Annotated in this window: 20 protein-coding genes, 1 tRNA gene and 1 pseudogene; 7 read left to right on the forward strand and 15 right to left on the reverse strand. The window is 41.7% G+C overall.

The window, feature by feature from the left end; all coding sequences use genetic code 11:
* The first annotated feature begins 125 nt into the window (after nt 1-125).
* The 3 genes from QYF49_RS09810 to QYF49_RS09820 all read left to right on the forward strand — a co-directional run bounded on the left by QYF49_RS09810 (nt 126) and on the right by QYF49_RS09820 (nt 695).
* Nucleotides 126-344 carry a helix-turn-helix domain-containing protein gene (locus QYF49_RS09810; protein WP_290399436.1) on the forward strand — a complete coding sequence of 73 codons (219 nt, stop codon included), beginning with the start codon at nt 126-128 and terminating at the stop codon, nt 342-344.
* Nucleotides 345-381: 37 nt separating this feature from the next.
* Nucleotides 382-588: a hypothetical protein gene (locus QYF49_RS09815; RefSeq protein ID WP_290399437.1), complete on the forward strand. Its 207-nt coding sequence runs from the start codon at nt 382-384 to the stop codon at nt 586-588.
* 10 nt (nt 589-598) lie between these two features.
* Nucleotides 599-695 (forward strand) — tRNA-Sec (locus QYF49_RS09820).
* Between the two features lie 67 nt (nt 696-762).
* Here QYF49_RS09820 and QYF49_RS09825 read toward each other — a convergent pair.
* On the reverse strand, nt 763-1,284 hold the full coding sequence (locus QYF49_RS09825; protein ID WP_290399438.1) for a type 1 glutamine amidotransferase domain-containing protein: 522 nt from the start codon (nt 1,282-1,284) through the stop codon (nt 763-765).
* A gap of 468 nt (nt 1,285-1,752) precedes the next feature.
* Here QYF49_RS09825 and QYF49_RS09830 point away from each other — a divergent pair, with 468 nt between their 5' ends.
* Entirely contained in the window at nt 1,753-2,178 is a 426-nt protein-coding gene (locus QYF49_RS09830; RefSeq protein ID WP_290399439.1) for a DUF2621 domain-containing protein, read from the forward strand.
* 34 nt (nt 2,179-2,212) lie between these two features.
* Here the strand turns inward: QYF49_RS09830 and QYF49_RS09835 are convergent, their stop codons facing one another.
* The 10 genes and pseudogenes from QYF49_RS09835 to yneA form a co-directional block, all read right to left on the reverse strand.
* The gene (locus QYF49_RS09835) at nt 2,213-2,668 is read right to left on the reverse strand and encodes a CcdC family protein (RefSeq protein ID WP_290399440.1); all 456 of its coding nucleotides are present in this window, start codon (nt 2,666-2,668) and stop codon (nt 2,213-2,215) included.
* Between the two features lie 66 nt (nt 2,669-2,734).
* Nucleotides 2,735-3,445, reverse strand: a complete 711-nt coding sequence (locus QYF49_RS09840; RefSeq protein ID WP_290400410.1) for a cytochrome c biogenesis CcdA family protein — start codon at nt 3,443-3,445, stop codon at nt 2,735-2,737.
* 87 nt (nt 3,446-3,532) lie between these two features.
* Nucleotides 3,533-4,078 (reverse strand): annotated as a pseudogene (locus QYF49_RS09845) (ATP-binding cassette domain-containing protein); the annotation flags it as partial.
* Nucleotides 4,079-4,319: 241 nt separating this feature from the next.
* Complete coding sequence (locus tag QYF49_RS09850; RefSeq protein ID WP_053354387.1) at nt 4,320-4,532, reverse strand: YneF family protein; 213 nt, start codon at nt 4,530-4,532, stop codon at nt 4,320-4,322.
* An 80-nt stretch (nt 4,533-4,612) separates the two neighbouring features.
* On the reverse strand, nt 4,613-5,053 hold the full coding sequence (gene sirA, locus QYF49_RS09855) for a sporulation inhibitor of replication protein SirA (RefSeq protein WP_290399441.1): 441 nt from the start codon (nt 5,051-5,053) through the stop codon (nt 4,613-4,615).
* A 134-nt stretch (nt 5,054-5,187) separates the two neighbouring features.
* Entirely contained in the window at nt 5,188-7,185 is a 1,998-nt protein-coding gene (tkt, locus tag QYF49_RS09860; RefSeq protein WP_290399442.1) for a transketolase, read from the reverse strand.
* A gap of 170 nt (nt 7,186-7,355) precedes the next feature.
* A complete protein-coding gene (locus QYF49_RS09865; RefSeq protein ID WP_290399443.1) occupies nt 7,356-7,640 on the reverse strand; it encodes an iron-sulfur cluster biosynthesis family protein in 285 nt (94 codons plus the stop codon).
* 105 nt (nt 7,641-7,745) lie between these two features.
* Nucleotides 7,746-7,985: a DUF896 domain-containing protein gene (locus tag QYF49_RS09870; RefSeq protein ID WP_290399444.1), complete on the reverse strand. Its 240-nt coding sequence runs from the start codon at nt 7,983-7,985 to the stop codon at nt 7,746-7,748.
* A 44-nt stretch (nt 7,986-8,029) separates the two neighbouring features.
* Entirely contained in the window at nt 8,030-8,686 is a 657-nt protein-coding gene (locus tag QYF49_RS09875) for a YneB family resolvase-like protein (protein ID WP_290399445.1), read from the reverse strand.
* Nucleotides 8,687-8,693: 7 nt separating this feature from the next.
* On the reverse strand, nt 8,694-8,972 hold the full coding sequence (gene yneA / locus QYF49_RS09880) for a cell division suppressor protein YneA (RefSeq protein ID WP_290399446.1): 279 nt from the start codon (nt 8,970-8,972) through the stop codon (nt 8,694-8,696).
* A gap of 153 nt (nt 8,973-9,125) precedes the next feature.
* On the opposite strand from yneA, the gene lexA reads away from it, so the two are divergent.
* Both lexA and QYF49_RS09890 read left to right on the forward strand, forming a co-directional pair.
* On the forward strand, nt 9,126-9,746 hold the full coding sequence (gene lexA, locus QYF49_RS09885; RefSeq protein WP_290399447.1) for a transcriptional repressor LexA: 621 nt from the start codon (nt 9,126-9,128) through the stop codon (nt 9,744-9,746).
* A gap of 418 nt (nt 9,747-10,164) precedes the next feature.
* Entirely contained in the window at nt 10,165-10,308 is a 144-nt protein-coding gene (locus tag QYF49_RS09890) for a hypothetical protein (RefSeq protein ID WP_290399448.1), read from the forward strand.
* A 3-nt stretch (nt 10,309-10,311) separates the two neighbouring features.
* Here the strand turns inward: QYF49_RS09890 and QYF49_RS09895 are convergent, their stop codons facing one another.
* The 4 genes from QYF49_RS09895 to QYF49_RS09910 all read right to left on the reverse strand — a co-directional run bounded on the left by QYF49_RS09895 (nt 10,312) and on the right by QYF49_RS09910 (nt 11,824).
* Nucleotides 10,312-10,533: a hypothetical protein gene (locus QYF49_RS09895; RefSeq protein ID WP_290399449.1), complete on the reverse strand. Its 222-nt coding sequence runs from the start codon at nt 10,531-10,533 to the stop codon at nt 10,312-10,314.
* 144 nt (nt 10,534-10,677) lie between these two features.
* Nucleotides 10,678-10,815, reverse strand: coding sequence for a glyoxalase superfamily protein (locus tag QYF49_RS09900; protein ID WP_354005834.1), 138 nt, complete (start codon nt 10,813-10,815; stop codon nt 10,678-10,680).
* Nucleotides 10,816-10,852: 37 nt separating this feature from the next.
* Complete coding sequence (locus QYF49_RS09905) at nt 10,853-11,230, reverse strand: YkvA family protein (RefSeq protein ID WP_290399450.1); 378 nt, start codon at nt 11,228-11,230, stop codon at nt 10,853-10,855.
* Nucleotides 11,231-11,605: 375 nt separating this feature from the next.
* Nucleotides 11,606-11,824 carry a hypothetical protein gene (locus tag QYF49_RS09910; protein WP_290399451.1) on the reverse strand — a complete coding sequence of 73 codons (219 nt, stop codon included), beginning with the start codon at nt 11,822-11,824 and terminating at the stop codon, nt 11,606-11,608.
* A 181-nt stretch (nt 11,825-12,005) separates the two neighbouring features.
* Between QYF49_RS09910 and QYF49_RS09915 the strand changes: the two genes are divergently transcribed.
* Nucleotides 12,006-12,155, forward strand: coding sequence for a hypothetical protein (locus QYF49_RS09915; RefSeq protein ID WP_290399452.1), 150 nt, complete (start codon nt 12,006-12,008; stop codon nt 12,153-12,155).
* Nucleotides 12,156-12,811 lie beyond the last annotated feature (656 nt).

Genomic DNA, 12,811 nt, shown 5'->3' on the forward strand with positions numbered 1-12,811 from the left:
TTTTTTTCCTTTTTATATCGTATCATTTTTTTGGGCAATCCGGCAGTACCTCTCAAGCTTTATTCGGGTGACGCTATCTATTCGATCACAAATGTGTTATACTTATTAAAAGTGAGGTGGCGTTTTTGAACGTTTATAAGCCTAAAAAAAGTAATCTGAAGTCATTAATTGCTAATAAGAACATGAAGCTTCAAGGTCTTTCAAAAAAGACCAATATCTCTGTTGACCAGTTAAAGGATTACCAATCTAAAAAAGTAATGAGTCTAAGCAATGCGATGACCATTGCCAAGGAATTGGATTGCCAGATTGAAGATCTTTATGACTGGAAGATAGTAAAAGAGTGAAACTTTCACTCTTTTTCCTTTTTGTTAGTCGCATTGGATGAACAATATTTCATTACGAATTAGGGAGAGAACCAAGCTGAAAAATAATCTTTTTGCCGCCGGTGAATCCGTAACGATAAAAGCTACAGATGAAACGGTAACGGTAATGCGATGCAAGTTCATTAAGAACATGAAACGTTATTCTTATATCGTGAAGGAAAACCCTTCAACCTTTTATTTTGAAGAAGAGCTTGTTAAGAAATAATTCCTTACACGGGGCCAGAAGTGATGCTGGTGCTCGCCTGGGTCTTCAAAACCTTTTGGGAGGCGCGTGCCGTCTCCGGTGGGTTCGATTCCCACGTGGTCCCGCCAATGAAAAAGAAGAATGGACATAAAATAAAGGGAGACGGCAGATGCCGCCTTCTTTTTTATTGTTCTTTTATTCTGCCAGTTCATCCGCAAATGCTTTCACATAGGGCGGAAGGTCCGGGGGACGGCGGCTTGAAACTAAATGTCCATCAACGACTACAGCCTCATCCAGCCATTCAGCTCCGGCGTTCTCCATGTCATCCTTAATTCCCGGTGTACTCGTTACTTTTTTACCTTGAAGGATCTTAGCGGAAATCAGAACCCAGCCGGCATGGCAAATCTGCCCGATGGGCTTTTTATGGTTGTCCATGTGCTTGACTATCTCGATGACGTTTGGTAAACGTCTCAGTTTGTCTGGTGCCCATCCGCCGGGTACGAGCAGAGCATCATAGTCCGAAGGATTGATCTCATCAAATGAGTAATCCGCTTCGGCTGGCACCCCGTATTTTCCCTTATAAATTTCTCCCTTTGTTTCTCCGGCCAGATCGACCTGGGCTCCTTCCTCCCGCAACCGCAGGATCGGATACCACAATTCCAGATCTTCGAACTCATGATGTACCAAACTTAAGACCTTTTTGTTCGCTAACCTCATGTACGGCACCTCCAAAATATTCGTGTAGTCTTTGTCCGATAATGTACCGTGAGCCATAAGGTGAAGTCAAGCCATCCCACTTGCTGTCATGATCAATATTTCCCAGCGGCCATAAACGGTAGGGAGGTATACCTCCTAGACTTCGCTGGACCAAGCGTTTATGCACCAATGAATATTTATGCATGCGTAGTTATCCCAGGTTTATCCACAGCTCGAGTTATTCACAGTTATCCACAGCCAGTCCTGTTATAGTGTTTATAACCTTCTGTACCACTGGAACAACTGTTATACCCCGGTTTTTGATCTGTTATAATCTGCGGCGAATGTCGGTTTTTGTCGCACGGATTATTTCCCATACAGGTGCTGCCCTCCTCCCTCTTCAGGCATTTCCAGATGTTTTATTGATTCGACTTGTTTCTCAAGATATAATTGTTAGAGAATACATAATAATTGAACGGGGTGGACAACATGTCTGCAGGTTTTTTTCTATTCATTGCAGCCTGGACTATATTTTTAATCTCATTGTTTGCGATCGGCGGTTATTTTATGTTCCGAAAGTTTTTGAAACGGCTGCCGAAAGAAGACGGAAAATCAATTTTGGATTGGCAGGATTACTATATCCGTGAGACGATTCATCTATGGACTCCCCAGCAAAAGGCGTTTTTGGAGGAACTGGTCTCGCCTGTTCCCGAACTTTTCCGTGATGTTGCCCGTGAAAAGATTGCAGGAAAAATCGGCGAGCTCGCCATTCAGGAAAAAGCATCCGCGATGACACAAGATCTGATTGTACGCGGCTATATCATCGCCACACCAAAAAGAGACCATAAATGGCTCATCAAAAAATTAAACGAAAAACATATTGACCTCTCCCCCTACAGGACCCTTCTAGGATAAAAAAACCCGATCACCAAATGGTGATCGAGTTTTTTTATGATTTCAGCGCTTTTTGATATCCGAAATACATCGCGATTCTCCATGGGAGAATCATCCCGAAGGCGACGATAAAAAACAAACCGCTCGTTTCTGTATAGGTGATCTGATGGCCAAGATACGTCTTCATGGCCATCCGGATGAGGAAGAGCGAAATTAAAATCGCCACAAACGCTTTTGACCGGATGAGATAGATCTCCCCTCCCCTCTTTTCGAACTTGCTTGTTTTTATGAGAAAAATGGAAAAGAGACAGCCGACAAGAAACGCCTCTCCCGCCTCCCACCAGGCCATGCGGAATTCAGGGAACAGAAACATCAGAAAACCAGTGGACATGAAAAAAGGAGGAAGTATAATTTTCTTAAGTGAGGCAGGTTTTTTCGTCGCTTTCAAACGTACAAAAATGACTGTGACAGCCATGACTGCTGCCAGGATACTGCTTGCAATAAAAAACAAAAGCTTTTCCTTCTTTCTTGATCAGATCTATCCCCATCATCCTTTGAATCAGTAAATTATAGCACCTTAAAATCCCTGAAATCCGCCAAAAACCCGATTCACAAGGAACGAAGTGAACTTGGTCATCCAGTCAAAATATAACACTACCCCCATAGCCACCATGAGAAAACCGCCGGATTTCATAATTTGAACGTTGTATTTTTTTATACTGCTCAGTTTGTCTAAGAAGAAACTCAAAAAGAAAAATGGCACCGCAAAGCCGAGAACGTAGCAGGCCATATACAGCATACCTGCCCCGGGATTGGACACAGCCAAGGCAATCACTGTACCAAGAATGGGACCTGTGCAAGGCGTCCATCCTGCAGAAAAACCGATGCCAATCAAAATGGAACCCATATACCCTGCCGGTCTGTTCCTGAACGTTAATTTTCTGTCCTTCATTAAGAATGCCGGCTTAAACACGCCGAGGATCAGCAAGCCAAAAATGACAATAATGATTGCACCGAGTTGGCGCAGAAAATCTTTATACTGTGAAAAGAAGGTGCCGATAAACGAAGAAGATAATCCTAAGACAATAAAAACAATTGAAAAACCGAGCAGAAAAAATGCCGTATGCAGCATTGCCTGCTTTCGTTTCATTCCTTTATCTTCCTTGATCTCCCTGACTGATATACCTGTTATGTAAGAAAGAAACGCCGGATAAAGCGGCAGGCAGCACGGGGAGATAAAAGACAGGAGACCGGCTCCAAAAGCCAGCCAGATATTCAAGTCTGCCATCATGTCTACTCCTCTTAATGTATTACTTTTAGTTTATAGATTTGAGACCGCTTGTTCAATGCAAAAAAAGAAATTTCTGCATCTAAATCAGCTGACATCATAGGTAAGCTTTCCCTTTTGCTGAAGCGCATACATTTTATGATACAACCCTTCTGCCTGCACCATTTCCTGATGTGTTCCCCTTTCCACGATCTCTCCCTGATGCAGAACGAGGATCTGATCAGCATCCGAATGGCGGACAAACGGTGAGCGATAGCGATCGTTGTTCTTCCCGCTCTCATTTTCATTAATGCCCTTTGGATAGAATCTTCTGTCTTTGTATCAACGTTAGAGTCGCTTCATCCAATCAAAATCCTCGGTGAGAAGGCCATGCGTTCGTGCAAAAGAGATGAGCTGGCGCTGTGCGCTTGAAAAAGCCGCGCCCCTTTCCCCTATCTCCTGGCTGCAGCCTTCAGGCAGGTTCTCAATAAACTCATCTGCCTGGACAAATTGTGCAGCTCTCCTGATGTCTTCATCGGAGATGCCATCATTAATCAGCCTGATATTATGCGCGATATTACCGGTGAACCGGAAGGAGTCCTGTAGGACTAGACCCGTCTTTTTCCTGAGTTCATTGTCCGGATAATACTGGATTGGAAAGGCGGAAGAGCAATCCCAAGTAGCTGGTAAAGGAAAAGAGCTGGCCACAATAAAACGATAAAAACGTTCAACCCATCTTCTCCCTCCTATAAAAGGAAACATACCTATTTTACCAAATAATGAAAATTAAAAAAATGTTTCAGCATTTTTTCATAAAAAAATAAACTGTTCAACAGAACAGTTTATGATTTATTTGTATAAAAAAAGCACCCACGAAAATGAGCGCTCGTCCACCTTACTTCATCTGGTTGTTCATTGCTTTCATCATCTGGTTGATTTTCTTTTGGGACGGCTTCTGACCCATTTGCATCATCATCACCCGCAGCATGTTTTCGTTGATTGGTGGATTCTTTTGTAAGTAATTCATCATGTATTTGCGGGCAATGAAAAATCCGATGGCTACTCCTGCAAGAAGTGCCAAGATACCCACAAGGATATAATAAAACATAGTAAAACTTCCTCCTTCGTGTTGTCTAGCACTAGTTTACTATAAAAAGCCAACGGGATACAAGATACAGTCCAAAATATTTATGACCCATAGCCTGTCCGTGCTTTTAGCGGATTGAGCCAGCCATAACGATAATATTTAAAATCCATCGCAAAAAAACAGCGTTCATACTTTCGGATGTTTTCAAAAATAGCGGTTTCCGCTTCAAAGCTGCCTACACTTTGAAGGATCATGTAACGTTCGGAAAAACTGAGCCGTGCAGAGCTTTTTTCACACTCCAAAAGAAAGGAATGGGCTTCGGCTTGAAATCCTTTCGAAGACAAGAGCATCTGTTTGATAAAGGATTGAAGAGGACTCGGCTGAAGTGGAGAGGTGATGTAATGAATCTGTTTTAGCAGAATGTCTTTTTGCACAGTAAAGGTTTTGTATTCTTCCAAAAAAAGCTGAAAGAGCTTGATTTCTTTCCCGAAATATTCCTCTGCGACATCTTCGTTGATCTTATAGATGAAATACTCTCTCAAGACCGCCACCCCTCTCCTTTTTTACATCAAGTATAAAGGATTCTTTACAAAATACTTGTCTTATGCTGGAGCATGCGTCCACTTCTTTTGTCGAAAACAGAAAAACCCGGAGAGCATCTCCGGGTTTCAATCCATTATTTATTTAATAAAGCTTTTACTTTGTTTGAAACATTTTCTACGGTGAAGCCATACTCAGCAATGATTTTATTCCCGGGTGCTGAAGCTCCGAACTTGTCGATTGCAAGGGTATCGCCATCTAAACCTACATATTTGTGAAGCCCTTGAGAGGCTGCCATTTCAATCCCGAGTCTCGCTCTTACAGATGAAGGAAGAACGCTCTCTTTGTATTCTGCAGATTGCTGCTCGAAACGATCCCAAGAGGGCATAGAAACAACGGAAGTTTCAATTCCATCTTGTTTCAATTGTTTTTGTGCTTCAATGGCCAGACTCACTTCAGACCCAGAAGCGAGCAATAGTGCTTGAGGAGTCCCTTCAGCTTCAGAAATCACATAAGCACCTTTTTTAACGTTCTCATAAGCACTTTCTTTCGTTCCGTTCAGGATCGGAAGATTTTGTCTCGTAAGAACAAGCGCTGTTGGCTGATCCACGCTTTCAAGTGCAAGCTTCCATGCAGCAACTGACTCATAAGCATCTGCAGGACGAATGACAGAAAGACCAGGCATTGCACGCAATGATGCAAGCTGTTCGACCGGTTCATGGGTAGGGCCGTCTTCACCTACAGCTACACTGTCATGTGTAAACACATACGTTACAGGCAGCTTCATGATGGAAGCAAGACGGATGGCCGGACGCAAGTAATCAGAGAAAACGAAGAACGTTGCACCGAATACTTTTAGTCCTCCATGAAGGGCCATACCATTGACAGCTGCACCCATCGCAAATTCTCTTACTCCAAACCAGATGTTTCGTCCGCTATAATCTTCACGGCTGAAGTTTGTTTCACCGGTAAGCATCGTGTTGTTGGAACCTGCAAGGTCAGCAGATCCTCCGAATAGCCATGGAATGTTTTGCGCAAATGCATTCAATGCTTTACCAGAAGAAGCCCTCGTCGCGATCGGTTTATCGAATTCCGGAAGGTTTGTGTCAAAGTTTTCAGGAAGCTTGTTGTCAATTGACATTTTCAGCTGTGCAGCAGCTTCGCTGTGCTCTTTTTCATATCGGGCAAACAATTCGTTCCATTCTTCTTCTTTCTTTTTGCTCTCTTCTTTAATGGAAGCAAAATGTTCTCTTACTTCTTTAGGCACGAAGAAGTCTTCTTCAAATACCCAGTTATACGCTTCTTTAGTCAACTTTACTTCATCAGATCCAAGAGGCGCACCGTGTGATGCGGACTTACCGGACTTGTTAGGAGAACCATAACCGATCACGGTTTTAACTTCGATCAGTGTCGGATGTGCTGTATCTTTCTTTGCTTGAGCAATTGCATTCTCGATCTCTTCCAGGTTTGTTCCGTCTTCTACTCTAAGTACTTGCCATCCATAAGCTTTAAAACGGTCTTCCACACTCTCGGAGAAAGAAAGATGCAGATCCCCGTCCAGTGAGATGTCATTTGAATCGTATAGGACTACGAGTTTGCCCAGACCAAGATGGCCAGCCAAAGAAGCAGCCTCAGCGGATACACCTTCCATCAAATCTCCGTCTCCACAGATGGAAAACGTATGGTGGTCAACAACCTCAAAGCCGTCTTTGTTGTATGTTGCAGCAAGGTGGCGTTCTGCCATTGCCATACCTACAGCCATCGCGATCCCTTGTCCAAGCGGTCCCGTTGTTGCATCCACTCCAGCTGTATGCTTGTACTCAGGATGCCCAGGAGTTTTGCTTCCCCACTGACGGAATTGCTTTAAGTCTTCCATGGAAAGGTCATAGCCTGAAAGGTGAAGCAAGCTGTATAGGAGCATGGATCCGTGCCCTGCAGATAACACGAAACGGTCACGGTTAAACCATTCAGGATTTTCTGGATTGTGGTTCATGAATTTCGTCCAAAGACTGTAAGCCATCGGCGCGGCACCCATCGGCATGCCCGGGTGTCCCGATTTGGCTTTCTCAATGCTATCTATAGCCAAAGTACGGATAGTGTTGATAGATAATTGGTCAATTGAAGCAGTAGACATTATTTAATCATCCCTTCATCTACATATGTAAAAGATTTCTCGATACCATCATAAACATATTGAACATTTTATACAAGCACAATGCCCATCAATAGTGTCCCATAAAATGAATCTTTGATACAAACAAAGAAACCTGTATTATAACTTTTTTGTTATAATACAGGTTTACATTAGTTTAACGCCGGAAACTCACAATAGAAGATATCTTCTCCTTCGTCATAATCCAGTTTCATATCATCTACCAGCCACTGGTCATCCGGCTTCACAAAAAATTTCAATCCGCTTACTTCCTGTATTCGATCCCCATCTCCAGGCTGTGCAGGGCTGATTCCCAAGGCGTATCCTCCATTGCTTGCACTGCCGGCGTACCGTGCGTATAACCGGAGTGCCTCACCCTCATTCAAGTCGATCTCACTATATAATCTGATAACAGAATCCGTTAGTGAAAAGGCCAATTTGTTCTCCCCTTTCATCGTTGTTATATAACAGTATATACGATATTCAGAATTTTGCAACAACAAAAAAGCCTGATTTCATATTACAGAAATCAGGCTCTTCTCTTAATGTTTGATATTATTCTGGCTTTTTTTGCTTTCTTTCAGCTTTTGCGGGGTCACATCATTGCCTTCAGGGTCAATAATTTTAAGTGAGTGCAATCTATTTTGAAAAGAAGATCTGACGTTTTTCAGATACTCCTCCCTTAGTTGCTTTTGTTCTTGGGCTTCTTCTGTCGACAAACCTTCTTGCTTTGACTTTTTAGCAAGAAAATTTATACGTTCCAGTTTATCTGGTGTAAGCATGGAGCACCTCTCCTTTTTCTTCGATATGCCTATCGTAACGAATATTAAGTAGAGTTTCCAGTCGGAGCACTTTCTAAATACTCCTTATACCTTCTGTGAACGGTTGCTTTCGAGGCTTCATAACCGAACCCCTTTAATGTTACAGCAATTTCGGAAAATGTAAGATCCATATGTCTGAGACGTATGATTTCTTCAATCGGAAGCTGTTTCCGTTCTCTTCCCCCATGATGGATATTCTTTAAGTTATGTTGCGGTTTATAGCCTCTCTGAACGGCCTTTTTCATCCCTCTTTTAATTTTCAAATTATGAAGCTTGCGCTGATATTCTTCTACGACAGCTACGATTTCAAGCACCATGGATTCTGCTTCAGAGAGCTGGTATTCCCCCTGGGTGCTGTATGTATATACCTTAATGTTTCTTTTTTGAAGTTCATGAAGGAGTACGATTTTAGCGTTCCCTCTGCCCAAGCGGGTATCATCGGTTATGAGGAGAACGTCAAATTCTTCAGCCTGCGCCCGCTCGATCATCTCATAGAGACCCTCTCTCTCTAAGCTGTATCCGCTTTCTCTTTCCTTGATGACTGACACAATTTCAAATCCATGCCCTACTGCAAGTTGTCTCAATTCCTCTTCCTGTCGGGATAAGGAGGCAGTCTGCTCCTCGTTATCCGTGCTTACTCTGCAATAAATGATCGATCTCAATTTTATTTCACCTGTCTTTATCTGCTTTGATCGGTATCGTTAATTTCTGGCCAGGAGTGATCGTCCCTGCCTGAATCGCATTGTTCTTTTCAACCCATTCTACAAATTCCCAATTTGAGCCTTTGTTCTTGGTGTATTCCTCTGCAATCTCCCATAGTGAATCTCCTTTTTCCACTGTGATCTCCATATATTCTTTGGATCCTTCTGCATGTGATTGATAAGCGAACATAATAAACCCTGCTGCAACAATAGATATTAGTATAAATACTGGTGAAAATCCCTTCAACTTCAATCCCCCTTGCGAATGTGTGTTCTTATTAATTGTTATTATAATAGGAACACCTGTTCTTTACAAGAGTTTTTTTCGAACTTATGTTTGTATATCTTGTTCCTGCATGCTATACTTTTTTCAAGAGTATTCAGTGAATGAGGTGTAATCATGACAAAACTTTCCAGAAGGCAGATTGATATACTGGAATTTATTAAAGAAGAAGTGAATGCAAAGGGTTATCCCCCATCAGTACGGGAAATCGGAGAAGCGGTTGGACTGGCATCCAGCTCCACTGTCCACGGCCATCTATCCAGACTTGAAAAAAAAGGGCTCATCAGGCGAGACCCTACCAAACCGAGAGCGATTGAAGTACTAGGCCTCGACTCCGAACAGATCATAACGAAAACGCGTTCCGTGAATGTACCGATCATCGGTAAAGTTACCGCAGGTTCCCCGATAACAGCCATTGAAAATGTGGATGAGTATTTTTCATTGCCCGAACATGTAGTTGGCGACGATAATGTTTTTATGTTAACTGTCGAAGGAGACAGTATGATCGAAGCCGGTATCTATGACCGGGACCTCGTCGTCGTCAAACAGCAGCCCACTGCTGAAAACGGTGACATTATCGTAGCGATGACGGAAGAAAACGAAGCAACCGTTAAACGGTTCTTTAAAGAAAAAGATCACATCCGCCTTCAACCGGAGAATTCAGCGCTTGCTCCGATTCTGCTTCCAAACGTCACCATCCTGGGAAAAGTAATTGGGGTCTACCGTACCCTTCAATAAGAAACAACTTAAGCACCACTGGCGATCTCGCCTGCGGTGCTCATTTTGTTCACCCGTTTTCTTTTCACTTACCGTTCCGGTTACATCTAAAGGGCAGCTAAGAACCAGATCTTTCGGAAATACTTTGAGCTTATTGCTAACAAAAACCTCTAAAATATAGATGGTGCTCTATCATCTCTCTATTCTCTCGCAAGGGGCTATGTTCACTAGAAAAAAGTAAGATTATTGCGATTCTCGGAAGTGCCGGCGGTTTCGATCCGCTCACTTATCGACTTCTCCGCAAGTCCATACCCGTCCATAGTCTGCCTGCGGTGTCCTATAAGCGTGAAGGACAGACTACCTGCTAATAGTCCAGTCATTATGCCTCTTTTACGAAAGAGGCTCCAACATTCTTGCCATCCGGCCAATCATTTGGTGAATGGGAGAATTGGTTGGAGATCCTGTGATTGGTGCCTCCATGTTAATCGAAAAAAAAACGATTTTAATTAAAGAATCGCGCCGAGCCGTTAAAGAAGGAATCATTATCGCTCTCCAGGCTTCAATGACAGAAACCATGTTCTAACGATTACCTTCGGATGAAAAGCAGCACATTTGAACTTTCAAAAACAATCCGAAAATTATTTCTTAAAAGACAACTTTCGGCATGAACGACATCTTCCCCTCTTCGCAGAAACTCCCTGCATGGCCCTGCACTTCCGATGACCGCAAAATCAACAATTCGAAATCGTCTTGTTGTTGAAGCGCTCTCGAACACAATAACGACTACATCCCTTGTTCGAGGTGACAATAGTTTACCTCCTTGTAGATAGTTGATACTCTATAGGATGCAATGACCTATCGATGCGCAATGGACAAAGATGGAGTTTAATCAATTTTTGTCCTGTTCCCTCTTTCCTAAGGCAAATATTCATCAAGTCTTACACAGTACTCACTATTTTTGGATGCTCTCAAAAAAGACCATACGATTTCCGAATGGGTCATTCATGCACAGCTCTTGAGTGTTCCATGGCGTAGTTTGGATTCCAGGACGAGCATACTTGTATTTCTTCGCAAGCAGATGAGAAGTAATAACCTGATATTTTCGACTTCGATTCTGAGTGCAGCTTTTAAATAGTTATAGTCGATTTAAAAACAATACACAAGATTAGCGTTAGCCAGATCATGATGATGAGAATAGCAACAAACCAATTTTTAGGTCTGTTATCTTCGTTAAAATCATTTGTTTTAATTTCACATTCGTTAAGGACATCTTCGGGAATCATCTTTAAGGCTAACATTATTCCCAACGGTACTATAATTACATCATCTAAATAACCTAAAACCGGAATAAAATCAGGTATTAAATCAATCGGACTGAATGCATAAGCTACTACACATGCAGTAAATACTTTAGCATACCAAGGTACTCTATTATCCCTGCAGGCCAAATATAGAGTTAATAGTTGTTGTTTTAGCTTTCTTGCCCAAGCCTTTATTGTCTTCATTTGCCCTCCTTATAAAATCGACAGGCGGGATTTGATAAGAATTTCATCTAAATTGTCAGGCTGGAATTCGTCTGATGAATCTTCATCTCAACCGGTTATCAAAAGAGTTGTTTGAAATGGCGGTCAGTGGGCTAATCCCACGAATGACTGGATTACTAAAACTAAATATATCATACTATGGAATGAACTGCTTCAGCTGCAATATTTTAATCGGCAGCTTAGTTTATCAATTCATTTAACAAATTTATAAGTGGATAAATCAAAAAAGAAGGCCTGAAGCATTTAACTGCTGCCAGGCCTTTTTTGATGCTATAGAAGAAAAAGGACATTTAAATATACCCAAACGCTCTAAAAAGCAATTAGAAAGCAAGTTACTTATACCTCATTTTCTCTTTGCTGATCAGTGGAGAAAGATGCCGTTTCACCCTCATTGCCCGGTTCTTTTTGAAAACCCTTATCGAGCTGACCAGCATTTTCAATATCTCCCGAAGCCCGGTATCCTGCTACTTCCTCATTGCTGGTTGTTCCATATAGACCCATGCCACCGAGCTGTGCTCGTACGTTTTCCTCAATTTTATCTTTTTTATCGGCCATTTTGTTCACCTCCGCTTGTTGTTAATGTAACCAACAATTAGTAAGGTATGTAAGAAATAATAAGGTTTCGGCTCAAATTATGATCCCTTTTCATGCACTGATTAGAATACGAATGAAACCACTTTATTGAAGTATAGTTTTATTTTTTTTTGTAACTATATTAAATGGAGGTGGTTTGAAAATGAAAAAAAATGGAGATTCTCCAAATACAATCAAATATAGTATATGGAATACACGGACGGATGAAAATCAACCTGGAAATAAAGAAAAGTATACTGAGTCAATGGACAGATCTAACCTAGAATCAAAAACAGCTGACAATCAAGAATAACAATCACGCCCGGCTCGTGGGACGTACTGTTGAATAAGCCGATCTTGTTTAAGCAATGTATCGGATAAAATAAAAATGAAGTTAGTGTAAAACACAAAAACAATCACCCCGGTATCAGGGGTTTTGAATCTTAATTGTTCACGTTCCCAAGGATGAACTAGTGTGCGGAACATATCCTGTATTCACAAGTTCTGTCGAACGATTAAGAAATTCCTTATTAATAAGGATTTACTTTATCATTCATTGATTATAAGGGATAAAGCAGTCAAGAAGATGACCCACCACTTTCCCAGTGGTTGTTATAGTGAAGTGCTTATATGAGGGACAGCATGGAAAAACAAAATAGAAAGATCTTAAAATAGGTAACGGGGAGCCATCCCTCTACCTATTGTTTTCGAAAGTTTTCCCCAACATTCTGGCCCTTTAATGAAAATAAGCGCTAGTCCTTGTTGCAGGAAAGCGCCCGATCGGAAGGATTGTAGAATAAGACCCTATAAAGTAACATCCCCATTATGTTTCAAGCAATGAAAATGCTAAAAGCACTGCGATTTGCAGTGCTTTTTTTATTGCTAATTAATATGCTATTGCTGTTGTTTTTTTACTTTTTGTACTCCAAAAGAGAATCCGTTACCTAGATGCCCCCCATCTTTTTTGAA

The organism is Fictibacillus terranigra (assembly GCF_030412265.1).
In the GTDB taxonomy this organism is placed as follows: Bacteria; Bacillota; Bacilli; order Bacillales; family Fictibacillaceae; genus Fictibacillus_C; species Fictibacillus_C terrinigri.

Bases quoted from the DNA above. Each gene is read 5' to 3' on its own strand.
- QYF49_RS09815 (WP_290399437.1), top strand. From the start codon at position 382: ATGAACAATATTTCATTACGAATTAGGGAGAGAACCAAGCTGAAAAAT.
- QYF49_RS09825 (WP_290399438.1), bottom strand. From the start codon at position 1,284: ATGAGGTTAGCGAACAAAAAGGTCTTAAGTTTGGTACATCATGAGTTC.
- QYF49_RS09830 (WP_290399439.1), top strand. From the start codon at position 1,753: ATGTCTGCAGGTTTTTTTCTATTCATTGCAGCCTGGACTATATTTTTA.
- QYF49_RS09840 (WP_290400410.1), bottom strand. From the start codon at position 3,445: ATGGCAGACTTGAATATCTGGCTGGCTTTTGGAGCCGGTCTCCTGTCT.
- QYF49_RS09850 (WP_053354387.1), bottom strand. From the start codon at position 4,532: ATGTTTTATTATATCCTTGTGGGTATCTTGGCACTTCTTGCAGGAGTA.
- tkt (WP_290399442.1), bottom strand. From the start codon at position 7,185: ATGTCTACTGCTTCAATTGACCAATTATCTATCAACACTATCCGTACT.
- QYF49_RS09870 (WP_290399444.1), bottom strand. From the start codon at position 7,985: ATGCTTACACCAGATAAACTGGAACGTATAAATTTTCTTGCTAAAAAG.
- lexA (WP_290399447.1), top strand. From the start codon at position 9,126: ATGACAAAACTTTCCAGAAGGCAGATTGATATACTGGAATTTATTAAA.
- QYF49_RS09890 (WP_290399448.1), top strand. From the start codon at position 10,165: ATGGGAGAATTGGTTGGAGATCCTGTGATTGGTGCCTCCATGTTAATC.
- QYF49_RS09905 (WP_290399450.1), bottom strand. From the start codon at position 11,230: ATGAAGACAATAAAGGCTTGGGCAAGAAAGCTAAAACAACAACTATTA.
- QYF49_RS09910 (WP_290399451.1), bottom strand. From the start codon at position 11,824: ATGGCCGATAAAAAAGATAAAATTGAGGAAAACGTACGAGCACAGCTC.
- QYF49_RS09915 (WP_290399452.1), top strand. From the start codon at position 12,006: ATGAAAAAAAATGGAGATTCTCCAAATACAATCAAATATAGTATATGG.